23 protein-coding genes are annotated in these 20,180 nt (G+C 67.9%); 8 read left to right on the top strand and 15 right to left on the bottom strand.

Features of this window, described 5'->3' with window-relative positions; genetic code table 11:
* Window positions 1-75: 75 nt before the first annotated feature.
* Genes MRBLWH12_RS02120 through MRBLWH12_RS02110 form a run of 3 tightly spaced genes read left to right on the top strand, consistent with a single transcriptional unit; the run spans window position 76 to window position 2,995 of the window.
* Window positions 76-1,341, top strand: coding sequence for a magnesium transporter (locus MRBLWH12_RS02120; RefSeq protein ID WP_341975353.1), 1,266 nt, complete (start codon window positions 76-78; stop codon window positions 1,339-1,341).
* Window positions 1,341-1,877, top strand: a complete 537-nt coding sequence (locus MRBLWH12_RS02115; RefSeq protein WP_341975354.1) for a DUF1003 domain-containing protein — start codon at window positions 1,341-1,343, stop codon at window positions 1,875-1,877. The genes MRBLWH12_RS02120 and MRBLWH12_RS02115 overlap by 1 nt, the downstream gene beginning before the upstream one ends.
* Window positions 1,874-2,995 carry an Mrp/NBP35 family ATP-binding protein gene (locus tag MRBLWH12_RS02110; protein ID WP_363545570.1) on the top strand — a complete coding sequence of 374 codons (1,122 nt, stop codon included), beginning with the start codon at window positions 1,874-1,876 and terminating at the stop codon, window positions 2,993-2,995. The genes MRBLWH12_RS02115 and MRBLWH12_RS02110 overlap by 4 nt, the downstream gene beginning before the upstream one ends.
* Here MRBLWH12_RS02110 and MRBLWH12_RS02105 read toward each other — a convergent pair.
* Entirely contained in the window at window positions 2,988-3,584 is a 597-nt protein-coding gene (locus MRBLWH12_RS02105; protein WP_363545567.1) for a hypothetical protein, read from the bottom strand. The two genes, MRBLWH12_RS02110 and MRBLWH12_RS02105, sit on opposite strands and share 8 nt — an antisense overlap.
* A 23-nt stretch (window positions 3,585-3,607) precedes the next feature.
* Window positions 3,608-4,000 (bottom strand): Sec-independent protein translocase TatB, encoded by a 393-nt coding sequence (locus tag MRBLWH12_RS02100; protein ID WP_363545564.1) that lies wholly within the window; start codon window positions 3,998-4,000, stop codon window positions 3,608-3,610.
* A gap of 89 nt (window positions 4,001-4,089) precedes the next feature.
* Between MRBLWH12_RS02100 and MRBLWH12_RS02095 the strand changes: the two genes are divergently transcribed.
* Entirely contained in the window at window positions 4,090-4,728 is a 639-nt protein-coding gene (locus tag MRBLWH12_RS02095) for an O-methyltransferase (protein ID WP_341975358.1), read from the top strand.
* Between the two features lie 86 nt (window positions 4,729-4,814).
* On the opposite strand, the gene MRBLWH12_RS02090 is transcribed toward MRBLWH12_RS02095, so the two are convergent.
* From MRBLWH12_RS02090 to dapE, 3 genes are all read right to left on the bottom strand, one after another.
* Window positions 4,815-4,988: a DUF3117 domain-containing protein gene (locus tag MRBLWH12_RS02090; RefSeq protein WP_067122349.1), complete on the bottom strand. Its 174-nt coding sequence runs from the start codon at window positions 4,986-4,988 to the stop codon at window positions 4,815-4,817.
* A 94-nt stretch (window positions 4,989-5,082) separates the two neighbouring features.
* A complete protein-coding gene (locus MRBLWH12_RS02085) occupies window positions 5,083-6,303 on the bottom strand; it encodes a hypothetical protein (RefSeq protein WP_363545561.1) in 1,221 nt (406 codons plus the stop codon).
* Window positions 6,285-7,358, bottom strand: a complete 1,074-nt coding sequence (gene dapE, locus MRBLWH12_RS02080; RefSeq protein WP_363545558.1) for a succinyl-diaminopimelate desuccinylase — start codon at window positions 7,356-7,358, stop codon at window positions 6,285-6,287. The genes MRBLWH12_RS02085 and dapE overlap by 19 nt, the downstream gene beginning before the upstream one ends.
* Window positions 7,359-7,398: 40 nt before the next feature.
* Here dapE and dapD point away from each other — a divergent pair, with 40 nt between their 5' ends.
* A complete protein-coding gene (gene dapD, locus MRBLWH12_RS02075) occupies window positions 7,399-8,352 on the top strand; it encodes a 2,3,4,5-tetrahydropyridine-2,6-dicarboxylate N-succinyltransferase (protein WP_363545555.1) in 954 nt (317 codons plus the stop codon).
* Between the two features lie 241 nt (window positions 8,353-8,593).
* A complete protein-coding gene (locus MRBLWH12_RS02070) occupies window positions 8,594-9,952 on the top strand; it encodes a DEAD/DEAH box helicase (RefSeq protein ID WP_341975362.1) in 1,359 nt (452 codons plus the stop codon).
* A 109-nt stretch (window positions 9,953-10,061) separates the two neighbouring features.
* Here MRBLWH12_RS02070 and MRBLWH12_RS02065 read toward each other — a convergent pair whose 3' ends face one another.
* The 7 genes from MRBLWH12_RS02065 to MRBLWH12_RS02035 all read right to left on the bottom strand — a co-directional run bounded on the left by MRBLWH12_RS02065 (window position 10,062) and on the right by MRBLWH12_RS02035 (window position 14,994).
* Window positions 10,062-10,538, bottom strand: coding sequence for an SRPBCC family protein (locus MRBLWH12_RS02065; protein ID WP_341975363.1), 477 nt, complete (start codon window positions 10,536-10,538; stop codon window positions 10,062-10,064).
* 9 nt (window positions 10,539-10,547) lie between these two features.
* Window positions 10,548-11,843, bottom strand: a complete 1,296-nt coding sequence (locus MRBLWH12_RS02060) for a citrate synthase (RefSeq protein WP_341975364.1) — start codon at window positions 11,841-11,843, stop codon at window positions 10,548-10,550.
* Between the two features lie 177 nt (window positions 11,844-12,020).
* Window positions 12,021-13,133 carry a succinyldiaminopimelate transaminase gene (dapC, locus tag MRBLWH12_RS02055; RefSeq protein ID WP_341975365.1) on the bottom strand — a complete coding sequence of 371 codons (1,113 nt, stop codon included), beginning with the start codon at window positions 13,131-13,133 and terminating at the stop codon, window positions 12,021-12,023.
* Entirely contained in the window at window positions 13,134-13,454 is a 321-nt protein-coding gene (gene fdxA, locus MRBLWH12_RS02050; RefSeq protein ID WP_341975366.1) for a ferredoxin, read from the bottom strand.
* Window positions 13,455-13,463: 9 nt separating this feature from the next.
* Window positions 13,464-13,940, bottom strand: a complete 477-nt coding sequence (locus MRBLWH12_RS02045) for a histidinol dehydrogenase (RefSeq protein ID WP_341975367.1) — start codon at window positions 13,938-13,940, stop codon at window positions 13,464-13,466.
* A 26-nt stretch (window positions 13,941-13,966) separates the two neighbouring features.
* Window positions 13,967-14,281: an AzlD domain-containing protein gene (locus tag MRBLWH12_RS02040; RefSeq protein WP_363545550.1), complete on the bottom strand. Its 315-nt coding sequence runs from the start codon at window positions 14,279-14,281 to the stop codon at window positions 13,967-13,969.
* Window positions 14,278-14,994 (bottom strand): AzlC family ABC transporter permease, encoded by a 717-nt coding sequence (locus MRBLWH12_RS02035; protein WP_363545547.1) that lies wholly within the window; start codon window positions 14,992-14,994, stop codon window positions 14,278-14,280. Before MRBLWH12_RS02035 ends, MRBLWH12_RS02040 begins: the two co-directional genes overlap by 4 nt.
* A 107-nt stretch (window positions 14,995-15,101) precedes the next feature.
* Between MRBLWH12_RS02035 and MRBLWH12_RS02030 the strand changes: the two genes are divergently transcribed.
* Window positions 15,102-15,650 carry a helix-turn-helix domain-containing protein gene (locus MRBLWH12_RS02030; protein WP_363545545.1) on the top strand — a complete coding sequence of 183 codons (549 nt, stop codon included), beginning with the start codon at window positions 15,102-15,104 and terminating at the stop codon, window positions 15,648-15,650.
* Window positions 15,651-15,664: 14 nt separating this feature from the next.
* Here MRBLWH12_RS02030 and MRBLWH12_RS02025 read toward each other — a convergent pair whose 3' ends face one another.
* The gene (locus MRBLWH12_RS02025) at window positions 15,665-16,567 is read right to left on the bottom strand and encodes a phospholipase (protein WP_363545542.1); all 903 of its coding nucleotides are present in this window, start codon (window positions 16,565-16,567) and stop codon (window positions 15,665-15,667) included.
* Window positions 16,568-16,753: 186 nt separating this feature from the next.
* Window positions 16,754-18,667 (bottom strand): translational GTPase TypA, encoded by a 1,914-nt coding sequence (gene typA / locus MRBLWH12_RS02020; protein WP_363545539.1) that lies wholly within the window; start codon window positions 18,665-18,667, stop codon window positions 16,754-16,756.
* Between the two features lie 101 nt (window positions 18,668-18,768).
* Here typA and MRBLWH12_RS02015 point away from each other — a divergent pair, with 101 nt between their 5' ends.
* A complete protein-coding gene (locus MRBLWH12_RS02015; protein ID WP_363545536.1) occupies window positions 18,769-19,575 on the top strand; it encodes a CPBP family intramembrane glutamic endopeptidase in 807 nt (268 codons plus the stop codon).
* A gap of 39 nt (window positions 19,576-19,614) precedes the next feature.
* Here the strand turns inward: MRBLWH12_RS02015 and MRBLWH12_RS02010 are convergent, their stop codons facing one another.
* Entirely contained in the window at window positions 19,615-20,178 is a 564-nt protein-coding gene (locus MRBLWH12_RS02010; protein WP_341975374.1) for a PH domain-containing protein, read from the bottom strand.
* Window positions 20,179-20,180: the final 2 nt, after the last annotated feature.

The raw sequence follows: 20,180 nt of genomic DNA, 5'->3' as shown, positions 1-20,180 counted from the left end.
CACGCCCGCTGATGGGCGTACTGGGAACCGTCGATCCGGCCGCGCGCCGAAGGCACGCGCACTACGCTGGGAACCGTGAGCACACAACGGGTTTTTGCCGCGCGCCTGGCCGGGTGCGCTGTCTTCGACCCCGCTGGCGACCGGCTCGGCAAAGTCCGTGACGTCGTCATCGTGTACCGAAGTACCGGCGCCCCCCGTGTGATCGGTCTCGTCGTGGAGATCCCGGGAAGACGACACGTCTTCCTCTCCATCGGACGAGTCACCTCCATCCGTTCCGGCCAGGTGATCAGCACCGGCCTCATCAACGTGCGCAGGTTCCAGCCGCGGGCAGGTGAAGTACGCGTGCTCGCGGAGATGCTCGGCCGCAGAGTATCTTTCGCCGACGGCAGCGGCAACGCCGTCATCGAAGACGTCGCGATCGAACCGAACCGCCTCGGCGAATGGGCCGTCAGCCAGCTCTTCCTGCGCCGCCCGAAGACCAGCGCTTCTCCGTTCGCGAAGGGACCGACGACCTTCGCCGCGTGGAGCGAAGTGGCCGAGGAACGCGCCCCCGGCGAATCGCAGTCGGCCGAGCAGCTCGTCGCCTCGTACTCCGAACTCCATGCTGCCGACCTCGCCAACACCCTCCTCGACTTGCCGGAGAAGCGCATGCTCGAGGTCGCCGAGGAGCTCTCCGACGACCGTCTCGCCGATGCGCTCGAAGAGATGCCGGAAGACGAGCAGGTGCACATCCTCGACCAGCTCGGAGACGAGCGCGCTGCCGACATCCTCGACCAGATGGATCCGGATGACGCGGCCGACCTGCTGGCTCAGCTTCCCTCCAGCCGACTCGAGCAGCTGCTCGAGCTGATGGAGCCGGAGGAGGCCGAGGACGTCAGGATGCTGCTCCGGTACGGCCCGGATACGGCGGGTGGTCTGATGACCCCCGAGCCGATCATCCTGTCCGCCGACGCGACCGTCGCCGAAGCGCTTGCGCTGATCCGCCGACACGAACTGCACCCGGCTCTCGCCGCCGCGGTGTTCGTGACGCTGCCGCCATTCGAGACGCCCACGGGACGACTCCTCGGCGTCGTGCACTTCCAGCGGATGCTGCGCTACCCGCCGCACGAGCGGCTGGGCGCGATCATGGACGACAGCCTGGAGACGGTATCGGTCACGGCATCCGCCATGGAGGTCGCCCGCATGCTCGCGAGCTACGACCTCGTCTCGCTGCCGGTGATCGACGCGGCGCACCGTCTCGTCGGTGCGATCAGCATCGACGACATGCTCGACTACCTGCTGCCGGACGACTGGCGCAGCCACGACACCGATGAGAAGACCGAAGCAAAGGAGACGCGCTGATGGCTCGCTCCGCGCGCCTCGATGCGCCTCTCGGCCGCGGCACACCCCTCGGCCGCAGCACCACACGGCAGCGGCCCACTTCACGCGACCGCTTCGGCCGGTTCACCGAGTGGGTGGCACGCGCGATGGGCACGCCCGCCTTCCTGGTGATGCTGTCGCTGTTCTGCGTGCTGTGGATCATCTGGAACACACTGACGCCCGAGAACTGGCGCTTCGATGCCGCTGCGAACGGCTTCACCGCCCTCACGCTGATGCTCTCTCTGCAGGCGTCTTACGCTGCCCCGCTGATCCTGCTGGCGCAGAACCGTCAGGACGACCGCGACCGCGTGCAGATCGAACAGGATCGCCAGCGCGCGGAGCGGAATCTCGCCGACACCGAGTACCTCGCCCGCGAGATCGTGGCTCTGCGGATGTCGCTCGAGGAGCGCAACTCGCAGACCGTGACCCGTGACGTGCTGCGCCAGGAGCTGAAGGCGCTGCTGGCGGAACTCGAGGATTCCGATCCGAAGGCACCGTCCGGCGGTACCCCGTCATGACGGCGGCCGATCGGGTCAGGGCAGCCGTCGCCGCGGTCACCGATCCGGAGCTCCGCCGTCCGATCGGCGACCTCGACATGGTGCGGGAGATCGCGGTGGACGGCGACCGCGCGCATGTGGGGATCGTGCTGACGATCGCAGGATGCCCCGCAGCGCAGCGCATCGAATCGGATGTACATCGGGCCGCGGCATCCGTTCCCGGGATCGCAGAGGTCATCGTCGAGGTCGGCGTGATGACGCCGGTCGAGCGGAAGGCGCTGACCGAGAAGCTGCGCGACGGGCGTCCGGCCAGGCAGATGCCGTTCGGCCCTGACTCGCTCACTCGTGTGATCCTGGTCTCCAGCGGCAAAGGCGGCGTGGGCAAGTCCACGGTCACCGCCAATCTCGCCGTCGCACTCGCCGAACAGGGATTGGCCGTCGGTCTCGTGGATGCCGATGTGCACGGCTTCTCGATCCCGGGGCTCCTCGGCATCCCAACCGGAACCCAGCCGACCCGCATCGACGATCTCATGCTGCCGCCGGTCGCTTATGGCGTGAAGACGATCTCGATCGGGATGTTCTTGCGCGACGGCGAAGCCGTCGTCGCCTGGCGCGGACCGATGCTGCACCGCACCGTCACGCAGTTCCTCACCGACGTGTTCTTCGGAGACCTCGACGTTCTCCTCATCGACATGCCGCCCGGTACCGGCGACATCGCGATCTCGATCGGTCAGCTGCTCCCGCACGCCGAGGTGCTCGTCGTGACGACGCCCCAGACCGCCGCATCCGAGGTGGCGATCCGCAGTGGACTAGTGGCCAGGCAGACCGGCCAGCGGGTCATCGGCGTCGTGGAGAACATGGCCGCCTTCGCGCTGCCCGACGGCACCGTCATCGATCTGTTCGGATCCGGCGGCGGCGCCGCGGTCGCCGAGGCGCTCTCCGAGCCGGGTGCTCCTGTCCCCCTGCTCGCGTCGATTCCGCTCAGCCCGGCTCTGCGCACGGGCGGTGACGCCGGCATCCCGGTGGTCACGGCCGACCCGACGGATGCCGCTGCGGGCGCGATTCTCAACCTCGCGAGGACGCTTTCCGCGCAGGGCCGTGGCCTCGCCGGTCGCTCTCTTCCGATGTCTCTCAGCTGAGGGCGGTCCGACGCCTTGAGGCACGGCGGGTGAACGCCACTCTGAGGCCGATCACCAACGGGAGCAGCACCGAGAACAACGGCAGGACGACGGCGCAGAACGCCAGCACCGTCCCGATCGCGAAACCGTTCGATCCCGTACGGCCGAGACCGAGCTCCCCGCCGCCGAACGTGTCCCCTGCAACAAGGAACTCGCCGTCGTACGTGCCGAGCGAATCCACGCACGTCACGTCGTGAACTCCGGAGACGGACGCCGTGAACTGCACGACCTGCTCGAACCCCCGCCGCGGAGTCATCCACCACAGCGTGTCGTCCCAGGTCAGAGACGGCGCACCACGCAACGGCAACTCGACGCCGTCCGGTGCGATCACGGTGCAGCGGGTCGAGCCCAGCGCAGGGGAGATTCCACTGGCCCAGACTCCGGACCGCGCACCCTCGTCAAGATCGACGAGCATGGTGCGCCCGAGGGGACTCGACGGGGCCTCCTCGACGGAAGACACGATCGGCAGCACCCACAGCGTCCAGATCAGGATCCCGGCGAGCAGCGCGACGACCGCAGCGCCGAGCGCCACATAATCCCGATCGGTCAACCCGGATCTGTGAGCGGATGGGCTCACGTGGCCTCGACGTCGAACGGCGGTGGATTGCCGCCGGTGAAGGCAGGGCTGATCTGCGAACGACGGGGAGCCACCGGCTCAGGCACGGGCTCCGCGATGGCGACTGTGGTTGCGGCCGCAGCCGGCTTCGAGTCGTCCTCGAGCAGGGCGTCCCTGATGATGCGGCGAGGATCATACTGACGTGGATCGAGCTTGCGCCAGTCGACGTCGTCGATGTCCGGACCCATCTCCTCGCGCACCTTGGACTTCGTGTCGCGCAGGAAGAGACCGGCGCGCCGCACGAACTTGGAGAAGTTCTCAGCGACCCTGGGGAGGCGCTCAGGACCGATGATCATCACCGCGATCAGACCGATCAGCAGGAGCTTCTCGAAGGTGAGCCCGAATGTCATATGCCCAGGCTACCGCCGCGCCTGCCCTCGCCGCACACACCGTGCACATACCCTGGAAACAGGATGACGATCAACGGGAGAATCAGGCCATGAGCGAGCACGACGCGAACGCACGTTTCATCCGTGAATCCATCGTCGAACCGGACGCGATCGCCCGTGCGCGCGCCCACGCCGTGGAACTGGGCGCGTCCCCGATCAGTGCGGCCGTCGGTGCGCAGATCGCCGTGCTGGCCGCAGCCACCGGCGCTCGATCGATCGTCGAGATCGGCACCGGAGCCGGAGTGTCCGGACTGTGGCTGATGCGCGGTGCGCCGCAGGCGGTGCTGACCTCGATCGACAACGAGCCGGAGCATCTCGCCGCGGCGCGCCAGGCGTTCGCCGACGCGAAGGTCCCCTCGACCAGAGCACGATTCATCACCGGCCGTGCCGCCGATGTGCTGCCGCGGATGAACGAGGCCTCCTATGACATCGTGCTCGTCGACGCGGATGCCGAGAACGTGATCGAGTACGTCGAGCACGGCCTGCGCCTGGCGCGCAACGGCGGACTGGTGCTCGTCCCCCGTGTCCTCGCCGGCGGCCGCGTCGCCGACCCCGTGCAGCGCGACGCCGTCACCGCCGCCTATCGCTCGCTCATCCAGGAGACTCAGGAGTCCTCGGCCGTGCTCGCGGCGGTATCACCCGCGGGCGAAGGACTGCTCCAGCTGGTCAGCATCGGCGACCGCACCTGACCACCGGCGAACCACACGCACAGAAGGGGCAGCGGATCATTGATCCGCTGCCCCTTCTGCATCCGCTCGCGCGGATGGGGATTTCGTCAGGCCGGCGTCACGACGGCTGCCAGCACGTCGTGAAGCTCCTTGGCCTCTGCATCGTTCACGGAGACAACCAGACGGCCGCCGCCCTCAAGCGGGACACGCACGATGATGAGTCGCCCCTCCTTCACGGCCTCCATCGGTCCGTCTCCGGTTCTTGGCTTCATCGCTGCCATCGTGGCTCCTTTCCCTCGGTCGTATGGATTAACTTTATCGGGTGTCGCCGACGCCCGGACGTCACATGTGAAGAAATGCATCAACCCTTAACGTTCAGGGCACCTGCCAGAACGTGTTGCCGAGGGCGTAGACGTGGTAGATCCAGAGCCATTGGCCGAGCAGAACCGCCGCCAGGACCCCGAGCCGCCAGGGGCGCGACCGCGGAACGGCGATTGCTCCCCACAGCGGGCTGAGCGGAATGAGCAACCGGAACGTGCTCGACTGCGGGAAGAACACCGCCAGCAGGTACAGCGCGTAGCTCAGGCTCCACAATCGCAGATCGGCGCCGAGCGCCCTCACGTGGCGCGATCGCAACAGGGCGACACCGAAGGCGGCCACCAGCACGATGAGGGCGATGAGGCCCCACCATGGCGGCATCCCCCACTGGCCGAACCAGAACTGCGCCGCCTGGATCCATCCATCGAACGGCACGAACCCCGAGGCGCCGCCGGAGACCCAGTTGCGCCGCCACGCGAGCTCGGTGGCGAGGTAGGCACCGGCGTCCCCGGTCACGAGCCCCGCGATCACCTGCCAGCCGAAGCCGGTCGCGGTGGCGAGGGCGCCGAGCGCGACGATGTGAACGATCTCGCGAACCAGCAGCGGATCCTCACGGCGGCGGACCCAGCGGAGGATTCCGTAGAGGCCGAGGTACAGCGCGAACGCGAGAATGCCTGGACGCGTGAAGGCCATCACCGGAACGAGGAGATACAGCAGCCAGAAACGGCGCCGGGCCACGGCATCCAGAGCGAGGAACAGGAAGAGCAGGAAGAGCGTCTCCGCGTAGCCGACCTGGAACAGTGCTCCGAGCGGGCCCGCGGCGAAGAACACGACCGCCCACATGGCGGCCGAAGCACCGATCCTGTCGCGGAGCAGCCGATGCAGCGCGAGGCAGGCGAGGAACCCGGCCACCAACGAGACGAGAAGCGCGCCAGCACCCCAGGACCCGAAGAGGAGCCCCAGCGCTTTCGCTGCGTATGCGTACACGGGCATGAACGCCCAGGTGTTCTCAGCAACCTCACCGGACTCCGTCAGCGGCAGTTCCCCCGGGTAGCCGTACTCGGCGACCGACCAATACCACTGCGCGTCCCAGCCGAGGACGAAGTCGACGAGCCCCGCATCCGCCCCGAACCGGGAGAGCGGCGTCGACAACGACGCGGCGAGCAGAAGCAGACCGGTCGTCACCAACCGTGCGGACACATAGACGACGGCGATACGCGCGACGACGGGAATCTGCGCCCAGCGTCGGGCGGCTCCGATCAGCGGGCCGTGAGCCACGCGCGGAGTCCCCGCTCCACGGCATCGATCTGGGCGAGCGGAACGCGCTCCTGATCGTGATGAGCCAGGTGCGGGTCGCCGGGTCCGTAGTTCACCGCGGGGATGCCGAGGGCCGAGAACCGGGCAACATCCGTCCACCCGTATTTCGGCCGCGGTTCGGCGCCGACAGCAGCGACGAACTCCTGGGCGATCGGCGCGTCCAGCCCCGGACGGGCGCCCTCGGCGGCATCCGTGATCTCCACTTCGAAGCCGGCGAGAACGCCGCGCACGTGCGCCTCGGCCTCTGCCGCGTTCTTGTTCGGGGCGAAGCGGTAGTTCACCTCGACCTCGCACGCGTCCGGGATGACATTGCCGGCCACACCACCGGCGATGCGCACGGCGCTGAGACTCTCGCGGTACAGCAATCCGTCCACGGGGATCTCGCGGGCCTGGTACTCGGCCAGCCGGCTGAGGATGGGAGCCGCGCGGTGGATGGCGTTGTCACCGACCCAGGCACGGGCGCTGTGCGCACGCACGCCGACAGTGCGCACGATCGCACGCAGCGTGCCATTGCAGCCGCCCTCGACCTCGCCGTTGGACGGCTCACCGAGGATCGCGAAGTCCGCAGCGAACAGGTCAGGGCGAACCGCAGCCAGAAGGCCGAGCCCGTTCTTCGACGCCTCGACCTCTTCGTTGTCGTACCACATCCAGGTGATATCGATCACGGGGTCGACGAGCTCGGCGGCGAGCTTCAGCTGCACGGCGGTCCCGGACTTCATGTCGACGGTGCCTCGCCCCCAGAGAAAGGCCTCGCCGTCGATCTCGATATCGCGAGTCGGCAGGTTCTCGTTGATCGGGACGGTGTCGATGTGTCCCGCGATCACGACGCGCTGGGCGCGGCCGAGGTCGGTGCGGGCGACGATGGTGTTTCCATGGCGGATCACTTCGAGGTGCGCCAGCGGCGCGACGGCCGCCTCGATCGCGTCGGCCAGCGTCTGCTCATCACCGGAGACGCTGGGGATGTCGCAGATCGCGCGAGTGAGATCGACGGAGGACGCGGTCAGGTCGAGCGGCATGCGTTCCAGCCTACTGTCGTGGATTCGGTAGCGTTGAGGCATGACAGAAGCGCGCACTGCCTGGGGAGTCGGCCTCACCACCATCGCCGGCGACGGCACCGTCCTGGATGCCTGGTTCCCCGAGGTCGGCTCCGGCCCGTTGAACGCAGCGGATGCCGCCGCAGCGGTTGTCACCTGGGAGGCGTTGGCTGAGCCCGACGAGCGGCGCAACGTCACCCTCGAGGTCGTGCAGCTGCAGATCGATCTGGATGCCGCCCCCGCTTCGACGGCCGATGCCTACCTGCGTCTGCACGCCCTCTCCCACCTCGTGGTGCGCCCGAACGAGCTGAACCTCGACGGGATCTTCGGACACCTCCCGAACGTCGCGTGGACGAGCGCAGGGCCGATGCACCCGAGCGATGCCGCCCGCCTGCGACCGCTACTGCAACGTGCCGGCATCCAGGTGCAGGGACTGGACAAGTTCCCTCGGCTCACCGACTACGTCCTGCCGGCCGGCGTGCGGATCGCAGACGCCTCGCGAGTACGCCTGGGAGCGCACCTCTCCCCCGGCACGACCGTGATGCACGAGGGCTTCGTGAACTTCAACGCCGGAACGCTCGGCGCCGCCATGGTCGAGGGACGCATCTCGCAGGGCGTCGTCGTCGGAGCGGACAGCGACATCGGCGCCGGCGCCTCGATCATGGGCACCCTCTCCGGTGGCGGCACCGTACGGGTCTCGATCGGCGAGCGCTCGCTGCTGGGCGCGAACGCCGGAATCGGCATCGCGCTCGGCGATGACTGCATCGTCGAGGCCGGTCTCTACGTCACGGCGGGCTCCAAGGTCCTGCTGGCTGACGGCCCCAACACCGCCGACGGCGGCAAGCGCGTCGTGAAGGCCGGCGAGCTGAGCGGCCGCAACGGTCTCCTGTTCTGGCGAAACTCCGTCACGGGTGCGATCGAGGCGAAGCAGCGCGCAGGCGTCGGCGTCACCCTGAACGAGGCGCTGCACGCCTGACAGCCCCGCAGGCCTGTACTTCCGCTGGGCTGCTGGCGGGGCGCACAGGGTACATCTGACGCCCCGTGCTAGTGTCATAGGGATGCCTCTCGCGAGAGCGAGACGTCTGCGTCGTCGACACGCTCCCGCGCCACTTGCTGGTTCTGGCCTTTTCGAACGGCGAAACGATGCGCGATCCCGCGCCGTCGCCCACCTTCCCGCACAGCGCCTCTGTTGCGTGTGCACTCACGGAGATACATCTATGACTTCCTTCCTCGACCTCGGCGTGCCCGCCGATCTCGCTGCAGTCCTTGCTGCAGATGGCAAGACCGAGGCGTTCGCCATCCAGCGCGACACCCTCCCCGACTCCCTCGCCGGCCGTGACCTCCTCGGCCGCGGCCGCACCGGCAGTGGCAAGACCATCGCCTTCGCGCTTCCGCTCGTCGCCCGTCTCGCGGCGTCGTCCCGCTCCAGCCGCGCCGGCCACCCGCGCGGCCTCGTGCTCGCTCCGACCCGCGAGCTCGCCACCCAGATCGCAGCGACCATCGCGCCGCTCGCGGCAGCGGCCGGCCTCCGCGTCACCACCGTGTTCGGTGGCGTCAGCCAGCGCCCGCAAGAGCAGGCGCTCCGCAGCGGCGTCGACATCGTCGTCGCCTGCCCCGGCCGTCTCGAAGACCTGATGAAGCAGCGGGTCGTGCACCTCGACGCCGTCGAGATCACCGTGCTCGACGAGGCCGACCACATGGCCGACCTCGGCTTCCTGCCCGGTGTCACCCGCATCCTCACCGCGACTCCGGCCGGCGGACAGCGTCTGCTGTTCAGCGCCACGCTGGACCGCGGTATCGACACCCTCGCTCGCCGGTTCCTCTCGAACGCGGTCAGCCACGAGGTCGACGAGTCCAGCGTGCCGGTCGGCGAGATGACGCACCGCGTGCTCGTCGTCGATTCCACCGACAACAAGACGACCCTGGTCCGCGAACTCGCGTCCGGCACCGGCCGCCGCATCCTGTTCACCCGCACCAAGCACCAGGCGAAGAAGCTCGCCAAGCAGCTGACCGCCGCCGGCATCCCGGCTGTGGATCTGCACGGCAACCTGTCCCAGAACGCGCGTGAGCGCAACCTGGGCGCCTTCTCGTCCGCTCCGGAAGACGGCGGCGTGCGCGTGCTCGTCGCCACCGACGTCGCCGCCCGCGGTGTGCACGTCGACAACGTCGACCTGGTCGTGCACGTCGACCCGCCGATGGAGCACAAGGCGTACCTGCACCGCTCGGGTCGTACCGCGCGCGCAGGCGCTGCCGGTACCGTCGTCACCGTCGTGCTCCCCGAGCAGCGTCGTGACGTGAAGGACCTTCTCCGCAAGGCATCCATCACCGCACCTCTCGAAGACGTCACCGCCGGTGCCGTCGCCGAGCTCGTCGGCCAGCGTGCCGAGCACGTGCGCCCGGCGCCGATCGTTCAGCAGCAGCCGCAGCGTCAGGCGCCCAAGCAGCGCCCCGCCGGTGCCGGCGCTCCCCCGGCCCGTCGCAGCCGCCGTCCCCGTCCTGCCGGTCAGGGTCAGGCGCAGGGTGCCGGTCGCGGCCAGGGTGGCGGCCAGGGCCGTCGCAGCTCGCAGGGACGCTGATCTAGCCTCGCTCCCCATCTCGGGGTCGTACATGGCCGCCATCCTTTGAGGATGGCGGCCATCTGCGTCTCCCGGCGTGCTCGGAACGCGCTGATCAGAGCCTGCAGCCTCAGCGCCGCACGGACTCCAGGACGACCGGATCTGCGCATCCCCTGGCGAAGCCGGCGATGCGCCGCCGGATCTCGAAGCCCAGCACCCGCACGCCGATCCACTCGGCCACTGGAGCGAGCCATATCGGACGGCAGGAGAAGTTGTACTTCCACACCGCGAGCGTGCCCGTGCCGGACGGCGCGGGCGTGAAGCGCCAGCCGCCGCCGAGCTTCGAGAAGAACCAGGGACCGTCCACCATCACCATCCCCACGTTCGTCGGCGGGGCGTACGAGACGTAGCGACTGACCATCGAGAAGCCGAAACGCTGACGGGTGTAGGTGAGCACGTCCTTGTCCGCGGCTGTCGCGCCGTCGAGGAAGTGCTGTTCGCTGATGAATCGATCCCAGCGCCGGCGTACCTGACCTGTCGTCTGCGACACCGCGAACGCCGTCGCCGGATCCACCGGGACGACGACCTCAGCGCTGACGACCGGCACGGTCGTGGCTCAGCGGCCCGGGTACTGCCGTTCCGGCCAGCCGGTGTACAGCTGCTGCGGCCGGCCGATCTTCGTCTGCGGGTCGTTCTGCAGCTCGCGCCACTGGGCGAGCCAGCCCGGCAGACGGCCGATCGCGAACAGCACGGTGAACATGCGGGTCGGGAAACCCATCGCCTTGTAGATGACGCCGGTGTAGAAGTCGACGTTCGGGTACAGCCGACGCTCGCGGAAGTAGTCGTCGGCGAGTGCGAGCTCCTCGAGCTCCTGGGCGAGATCCAGAAGCGGATCGGTGACCCCGAGCTCGGCGAGAACCTCGCGAGCCGCCTCCTTCACGAGCTTGGCGCGCGGGTCGTAGTTCTTGTACACCCGGTGCCCGAAGCCCATCAGCTTCACGCCCTCTTCCTTGTTCTTCACCCGCTCGACGAAGCGCGAGACGCTCTGTCCCGAGTCGCGGATCTGGCCGAGCATCGTCAGCACGGCCTCGTTCGCACCGCCGTGCAGGGGTCCGGAGAGGGCCTGGATGCCCGCCGAGATCGACGCGAACTGATTCGCTCCGGTGGACCCGACGAGGCGGACCGTCGACGTGGAGGCGTTCTGCTCGTGGTCTTCGTGCAGGATGAGCAGCAGCTCGAGCGCCTTCGACATCACCGGGTTGATCTCGTAGGGCTCGGAATGCACGCCGAAGTTCAGCTTCAGGAAGTTGTCGACGAAGCTCAGCGAGTTGTCCGGGTAGAGGAACGCCTGACCGATGCTCTTCTTGTGCGCGTACGCGGCGATGACGGGAAGCTTCGCGAGCATCCGGACCATGTTCAGCTCGACGTGCTCGGGGTTCGCCGGGTCGGATTCCTGCTGGTAGTACGTCGAAAGGGCAGCCACCGCGGAGGAGAGCACCGCCATCGGGTGCGCGTTGTCCGGCAGCGCCTGGAAGAAGTGCTTGAGATCTTCGTGCAGCAGCGTGTGGCGGCGGATCTTCTCGTCGAACTCCGCCAGCTCGGATGCCGACGGCAGCTCGCCGTAGATGAGCAGCCAGGCGACTTCGAGGTAATTCGTGTTGCCCGCGAGCTGCTCGATCGGATATCCGCGATAGCGCAGGATGCCCTTGTCACCGTCGATGAAGGTGATGTCGGACTTCGTCGAGGCCGTGTTGACGAAGCCGTAGTCCAGCCCGGTGTAGCCGGTCTGGCGGGTCAGCGTGGAGAAGTCGATGCTGTTATGCCCTGCGGTGCCGCGCACCAGGGGGAACTCTGCGGTGGTCTCACCGATCGTCAGCTTCGCTGTGGCCTGCTGGTCTGCCGCTGCGCTCACGCGGACCTCCTCATAGGTGTCTTGCACGTAGGTCTCTCGACTTCAGTCAAAAAAATCAGGGCGATGTCACGACGCAGAGCGTCAGGCCGGGTCACAGCCGAATCGCTTTTACAGCCTAGTAGCCGCATCGGCCTACTGTGACATCCGCCAAGAGACATCGCTCAGGCGGGAGAGATCCTACAGATTTCCGCCAAGCAGACGCCGCGCTGCTTCGACGACTCGCTCGCTCGGCGCGGTCAGCGCGAGTCGCACGTGCTCTCCGGAGCTCGCACCGTAGAACGGGCCGGGACCCGCCAGGATGCCGAGTTCGGAGAGTCGCTGCATCGACTCCCATGCATCACGGCCTTCGGTGGCCCACAGGTACAGGCCTGCCTCAGAGCCATCGACCCGGAAGCCCGCAGCCTCCACAGCCGGACGAAGGAGGTCGCGCCGCTCGCGGTACAGCTCCTTCTGCGCAGCGACGTGCTCGTCATCCCTCAAGGCGACGGCCATGGCATGCTGCACCGGAGCGGGCGGCATCAGGCCGAGGTGCTTGCGGGCCATGAGCAGTTCACCGACGTTCCGAGCGCAGCCGGCGAGGAACGCCGCCCGGTATCCGGCCAGGTTCGACTGCTTGCTCAAGGAGTACACGCTGAGCAGGTTGGCCCGACTGCCGCCGGTGACTCGGGGGTCGAGCACCGAGGGCACCGGCTCGGTGGCCCAGGGGCCGTCCCAGCCGAGTTCTGCGTAGCATTCGTCGCTCGCGAGCACGGCTCCGAGTTCGCGAGCACGTTTCACCGCGGCGGTGAGCTCGCTGATCGACCACGTCCGTCCGTCCGGGTTGCCCGGCGTGTTGATCCAGATGAGCTTGGTGCCATCCGGCCATTCCGCTGGGTCATCGGCCGGCAACGGCGTCGCGCCTGCGACGCGCGCACCGACCTCATACGTGGGGTAGGCCACGCGGGGGTGCACGACGATGTCACCCTCGCCGAGGCCGAGGAGCGTCGGCAGCAGTGCGACGAGTTCCTTGGATCCGATCGTCGGAAGCACGTTGTCGACGGTGAGATCCGGCACGCCGCGGCGGCGCGCATACCAGTCGACGATGGCTTCACGCAGGGCCGGCGTACCGACAGTCTGAGGGTAGGCGTGCGCATCGGTGGCCTCGGCGAGCGCACGGCGGATGATCTCGGGCGTGGGGTCGACCGGGGAACCGATGGAGAGATCGACGATCCCCTGCGGGTGCTGAGATGCGCGCTCCCGGTACGGAGCGACGGCGTCCCACGGATAATCTGCGAGGTCGCGGATGCTCACTTACTCGCCCTGCGGCGGGAGAGCACTGATGATCGGGTGGTCGAAGGCGAGGACGCCCGTCTTGGCCGCGCCACCAGGGGAACCGATCTCGTCGAAGAACTCGACGTTCGCCTTGTAGTAGTCGGCCCACTCCTCGGGGAGATCATCCTCGTAGTAGATCGCCTCGACCGGGCACACCGGTTCACAGGCACCGCAGTCCACGCATTCATCCGGGTGGATGTACAGCGAACGCTCCCCCTCATAGATGCAGTCCACGGGGCACTCGTCGATGCAAGCACGATCCTTCACATCGACACACGGCAGAGCGATCACATACGTCACCGCTCCAGTCTACGACTCGTGGCTGGACGCAGATCTCCGAACACCCGGATCAAGGGGCACGGCAGTGATGAGCGGCGCCTGCTCCGGCGATTCCGCGACGGGGGCCTGCTCCGCATGCGTGCGCACCTGCAGACGAGAGAACGAGGGCCAGGCGACGGCGAGGAGCACGAGCCCCGCCACGATGTACGTCCAGATGCGCCCAGAGAGGGTGTCCTCCACGACGACGGAGCCACCGGGACCGACACCCGAGATGAGCACGAGCGTTCCGATCATTCCGAGGCCCGCCGCGAGCGTCGCGCCGCGATCGTGGGTGAGCGCTCGGATCGCGATGAGAATCGCGGCGCAGGCGATCGCGCCGATGATGAGGCCCACCGGGATCGGCCCCCACATCAGGCTGTGCCCGATCGTTCCGGCGACGCCATAGACACCGCCGACGAGTGCCGCGGCGATCCACGACAGAACTCGGGAGATCCAGCTGATGCGCACCTCAGAATTCTACTCGGGCCGAACGTTCAGGCCGCGAGGCCTGTCAGACGGAGCAGCGCTGCCACCAGCGCCGCGGCGAACACGACGACGAGGAATGACTGCTTCAGCCACAGGAGCCCTGCTGCCACGAGGAGCGCAGGCACCCTGGCGTCGACGATGACCGCCTGACCGTCCCCGAGCGTCTGCACGGCCACGAGAGCGGCGAGCAGCCCGACGGTGAGCAGGTCGGAGATGCGGGCCGGATGCGGCGCTTCGAGCACCTTCGGCGGCACGAGGTAACCGATCACCTTGAGCGCCAGACAGATCAGCGCGGCGAGAAGTATCGCGCTCCACACGCTCATCGCGGCACCTCCGAGGCGCTCGTCGCCGCCGCGGCGGGTTCAGCACGGCCGAGCCAGTTGAACCAGCCGATGAGGATGGCGACCACCGCGGCGACGAGCACCGGCAGTCCCGGCATCAGGAACGGGGTGAACGCGGCGGCGACGACAGCGGCCGCGATGCCGACGGCGATGGCCTGACGCTGCTTCAAACGCGGCCACAGCAGCGCCAGGAACGCCGCGGCGGCCGCGGCATCCAGCCCCCAGGTCTTCGGATCCCCGAGCACATCTCCGACGAGAGCACCGATGAGCGTCGTGGCATTCCACCCCAGGAAGATCCCGATCCCGGTGACCCAGAACCCGACCTGTCGCAGACGCGGATCGTTCTGCGAGATCGCGACCGCGGTGGACTCGTCGATCGTGAAGTGCGCGGCGGCGGCGCGCCGCCAGGCGCCTCCGCCGACGACGGGCGACATCCGCATCCCGTAGGCGACGTTGCGGACGCCCAGAAGTGCGGCGGACGCGACCGCGGAGGGCAGGGCGGCAAGGCCCCCGGCCGCGAACACCCCGACGAAGGCGAACTGCGACCCGCCGGTGAACATCAGCAGGCTCAGGACGCAGGCCTGCAGGACGTCCAATCCGGCCGCGACGGCGAGTGCTCCGAAGGAGATGCCGTAGGCGCTGGTCGCGAGCACCACTCCCAGCGCCTCGCGCCAGACCTCACGTTCCGCGGACACGCAGCTCCCTTCGATGGACAAGCGTTCGTTCAAACGAACGGACGTCTATCATTCTGAACAGAGTGTTGCGGATAGTCAAGCGAACGATCGTTTGACATGATGAACACATGGAGGATCTGCGCACTCGAATCGCTCGCACCCTGCGGCGGGAGCGGGAGGCGGCCGGCTTGTCGGTCTCTGAGCTCGCCCGCCGCGCCGGCATCTCGAAGGCGACCGTCTCTCAGCTCGAGAGCGGCGCGGGCAACCCGAGCGTCGAGACTCTCTGGGCATTGGGCGTCGCCCTCGACGTGCCGTTCGCGGTACTCGTCGATCAGCAGGCCAACGCCCCGACGCTCATTCGCGCCGTCGATCTTGCCGGGGTGCCAGCCGCGGCGGCGGCATACAGCGCGACGCTGCTCGCGGCCAGCCCTCCCGGCGCCCGCAGAGATCTGTATCTCATCCAAGCGGACCCCGGAAAGGCTCGGGTATCAGATCCACACCACCCGGGGACGACCGAGCACGTCATCCTGATCTCCGGCGAAGCACAGGTCGGTCCCGTGGGCGAAACTGTGACCCTCCGGCCAGGCGACTACCTCTCGTACCCGGGAGATGCTCCGCACATCTTCGAAGCGGCCGCGCCGGGCACGAGTGCGGTGCTCATCTCAGAGCTCCGCTGACCCCCCTCGGTCGTTCAGTACCAATCCGTCGACTGCGAGTGCGACCAAGCGCTGCACGGCGTGCCGTACACAGACGAGATGTACCCGAGACCCCACGCGATCTGTGTCGCTGCGTTCGTCTCCCAGTCGCTGCCCGCCGAGGCCATCTTGCTGCCGGGCAGTGACTGCGGGATGCCGGTGGCGCCACTGGAGTCGTTGTACGCCTGGTAGTTCCAGCCGGATTCCTTGTTCCACAGGGAATCGAGGCAGGAGAGCTGATCGGCGCCCCAGCCGTACTGGTTAGCTGCCATCTGCTGGGCCGTCGCCTTCGCGCCGTCAACCGTGTTCGTCGCAGCCAGCGAGGCGAGCTGCGCCGCCTGTTCTGCGGCGGCCTGCTCTGCGGCGGCCTGTGCCGCGTCGGCGGCGGCCTTCTGCTCCTGTGCGGCGGTGAACGCCGCCTGCAGCTTCTCGGTGTCCGCGAGCACCCCTTCGGTCTCGGTGACGGAATCCGCGGTGAGGGCGGCCAGCACCAGCACCGGCATCTCGGCGCGATCATCCAGCGCATCGATCCGGTCCTGCAGATCAGTGGTGTCGAGCGGTGCGACGGCCGGGTCGATCGCCAGGCCGGATTCAGCGACCTCATCAGTCAGCGCATCGGCGGCGGCCACGGCCTCCCGCGCTTCCACCATCGTGATCGCGGCAGTGTCGGCGTTCTTCGTCGGGAGTTCGGAACCGGTGACGAACGCCGAGACGATCGCCGTCGCATCGGGCTGTTCGGCGCCGGCAGCCGGTGCCGACACGAGGCCGGCGGTGAGAGCTGCGCCGAGAAGCGCCGCCGTCGCCGTGCCGAGGATCATCATCGGACGGCGTGCGGTGACGGCTGCACGGGCGGACGCTGCCGCGGAGGCGCGCCGAAGGTTACGGGTCTTGTGAAGCATGGGTTTCGACTTTCGGGTCGTCGTACGCCCTCGACAGGAGACTCATCGGGAGTTCGTCCCGGGCGCAAGCCATCGAGTCTGCACGACGAACCTGAGTGAAAACCTGCTCTCACCTGGGCATTACATGAGAAGAGGGCCCCGCGCGCGCCGATTCGGCGCTGCGGGGCCCTCTTTCAGAGGCGATTCTCAGACGTTGGCGTCCTGGCGCTTGAGGCGCGCAGTCTCGCGTGCGCGGGTGTTCGCGTCGAGGTTCACCTTGCGGATGCGCACGACCTCGGGCGTCACTTCGACGCACTCGTCGTCGCGGGCGAACTCCAGGCTCTCCTCCAGCGTCAGCTGACGCGGCGGGGTCATCGACTCGAACGTGTCGGAGCTCGCTGCACGCATGTTGGTGAGCTTCTTCTCCTTGGTGATGTTCACGTCCATGTCATCGGCGCGCGAGTTCTCACCGATCACCATGCCCTCGTAGACCTCCTGCGTGGGCTGCACGAAGAACGACATGCGCTCCTGCAGGGCGATCATCGCGAACGGGGTGACGACACCCTGGCGGTCAGCGACGATCGAACCGTTCTGACGCGTCGTGATGGAGCCGGCCCACGGCTCGTAGCCGTGCGAAATCGCGTTCGCGATGCCGGTGCCGCGAGTGGTGGTCAGGAACTCGCTGCGGAAGCCGATGAGGCCGCGCGACGGGACGATGAACTCCATGCGCACCCAGCCGGTGCCATGGTTGGTCATGTTCTCCATGCGGCCCTTGCGGTTCGCCAGGAGCTGCGTGATCGCGCCGAGGTGCTCTTCCGGAGTGTCGATGGTGAGGTGCTCGAACGGCTCATAGGTCTTGCCGTCGACTTTCTTCGTGACCACCTGCGGCTTGCCGACAGTGAGCTCGAAGCCTTCGCGGCGCATGTTCTCGACGAGGATCGCGAGGGCCAGCTCTCCGCGGCCCTGCACTTCCCACGCATCCGGACGTCCGATGTCGACGACCTTGAGCGAGACGTTTCCGATGAGCTCCTTGTCGAGGCGGTCCTTGACCATGCGAGCGGTGAGCTTGTGGCCCTTGACCTTGCCCATGAGCGGCGAGGTGTTGGTGCCGATCGTCATCGAGATGGCGGGGTCGTCGACCGTGATGGCCGGGAGCGGACGCACATCTTCGGGGTCGGCGATGGTCTCACCGATCGTGATGTTCTCGAAACCGGCGATCGCGACGATGTCGCCGGGGCCGGCGGACTCTGCGGGGTAGCGCTCGAGGGCGCGAGTCTTCAGGAGCTCGGTGATACGAGCGTTCTGGTGGGTGCCGTCGGCGCGGACCCAGGCCACTGTCTGGCCCTTCTTCAGCGTGCCGTTGAAGACACGGAGCAGGGCCAGACGACCGAGGAACGGGCTGGAGTCGAGGTTCGTGACCCATGCCTGCAGCGGCGCCTCGTCGTCGTACGCCGGAGCCGGCACGTGCTCGAGGATCGCCTCGAAGAGCGGTTCGAGGTCACCGTTGTCGGGCAGCGAGCCGTTCTCCGGGCGGTTGAGCGACGCGGCGCCGTTGCGGCCGGACGCGTAGACGATCGGCACGTCGAGCAGGGCATCGACGTCGAGGTCCGGCACGTCGTCGACGAGGTCGGACGCGAGGCCGAGCAGCAGGTCGTGCGCCTCTTCCTCGACCTCGGCGATGCGGGCGTCGGGACGGTCGGTCTTGTTGACCAGGAGGATGACGGGCAGCTTCGCCTCGAGCGCCTTGCGCAGCACGAAGCGGGTCTGCGGCAGCGGCCCCTCGGACGCGTCCACGAGCAGCACGACGCCGTCGACCATCGAAAGGCCGCGCTCGACCTCGCCGCCGAAGTCGGCGTGACCGGGGGTGTCGATCACGTTGATCGTGATCTCCTTGCCCTCGGCGTGCTTGCCCTTGTAGGTGATCGCCGTGTTCTTGGCGAGGATCGTGATGCCCTTCTCACGCTCGAGGTCGTTGGAGTCCATGGCGCGTTCTTCCATGTGCTCGTGAGAGCCGAAAGAGCCGGTCTGACGCAGCATGGCGTCGACGAGCGTGGTCTTTCCGTGGTCGACGTGCGCGACGATTGCGACGTTGCGGAGGTCAGAGCGGAGGGCGTGCGCCATGCAGAAGTCCTAAAAGGGAGGGGAAAGGGTCGGGATGCCGACATACCAGGGTATCGCATGGCCAGGCATCGTTCCTGGGCGGACGTCGTACGATCAGGGACGTGACCCCTCGACCCGCTCCGGCACTCGCGCCGGACACGCCTCCCACACCCTCGCGCACGCGCCTGTGGTGGGAGATCGCGATCGTCCTGGCGCTCGGACTCGGCCAGTCCGCGGTGTACGCGATCGTGCAGCTCGCCTATCGACTCACCGACGAGAAGCCGCTCGCCGATCAGGTGGCGACACTCAATCCTTCGCGCAGCGATCGTGAACTGTTCGACCTGATCTACCAGGTGCTGTCGATCGGGTTCTCCATCGTCCCGGTGCTGCTGGTGTGCTTCCTGCTCTGGCAGTCGTCGCGCCCGCACCTCGGCCGGCTCGGACTCGACGGCACCCGAATCGGGCGGGACGCCAGCGGCGGCATCCTGCTGGTGCTGGCGATCGGCATCCCCGGCCTCGCCCTGTATCTCGTCGGACGCATGCTGGGACTCTTCGTCGCCGTGAACCCGGCCGGGCTGGACGCGTACTGGTGGACGGTGCCGGTCCTGCTGCTCGCCGCGGCACGCGCCTCCCTGCAGGAGGAGTTCGTCGTGCTCGGCTACCTGTTCGCGCGGCTGAAGCAGCTGGGGTGGGGGCCCTGGACGATCATCATCGCCACCAGCGTGCTGCGTGCGAGCTATCACCTCTATCAGGGACCGGGCGCGTTCATCGGGAATTTCGCGATGGGGATGCTGTTCGGCTGGCTGTTCCTGCGCACCGGACGACTGCTGCCGTTCCTGGTCGCGCATTTCCTCATCGACGCGACGGTGTTCGTCGGCTACCCGTGGGCCGCCGCGACCTGGCCCGCGCTGTTCGGCCTGCCGGCGTAGTCCCTCCGTCGCTCTACGAGGCCGCGCACCGCGGGCGGGTCAGAGATTCGCGATCACGACGGCTGCGGCTGCCCAGAGCACGAGCACGCCCAGGACGATCAGTGCCGTTGCGTCCCAGGTGCGACGGATCGGAGCATCCGCTGCACCGCCGGCCGCCTCCCAGCGATCCCGAATCCCGGTGAGCTCGCGAACGCCCGCCGGCATCTTGACCTCCACGTCATCCCGCGAAGGGCGACGCACCGGGCGCGACCGCGCCGGACCGCCGTAGCAGGTGACGTCGGTGCCGTCGTCGAGCGAGAACACCAGCTGCCAGCGCATATCGATGTCTCGCACCCGGGTCCAGCCGAAGCTCGTCCTGCGGAGCATGTTCTGCACGAGCGCTCCGTCCGCGTCGACGCGGACGAGGGAGACGGAGCTGACCTCATAGACCACCCACAACGTCAGCAGCACCCACGGGGCGAGCAGGAGCATCTGCCCCCAGCCCGCGCGCACCACGGCATCACCGAGGAGGAACGCCGCAAGCAGCCCCGAGATGATCATCACGACCGGCCCGGAGGACGCGCGGAACGTCCGCGTGCCCTCCGGGCGTTCGTCGTCCGTCACCG

This window comes from Microbacterium sp. LWH12-1.2, from assembly GCF_040675825.1.
Classification (GTDB): domain Bacteria; phylum Actinomycetota; class Actinomycetes; order Actinomycetales; family Microbacteriaceae; genus Microbacterium.
This window is presented reverse-complemented; position numbering and strand designations above follow the sequence as displayed.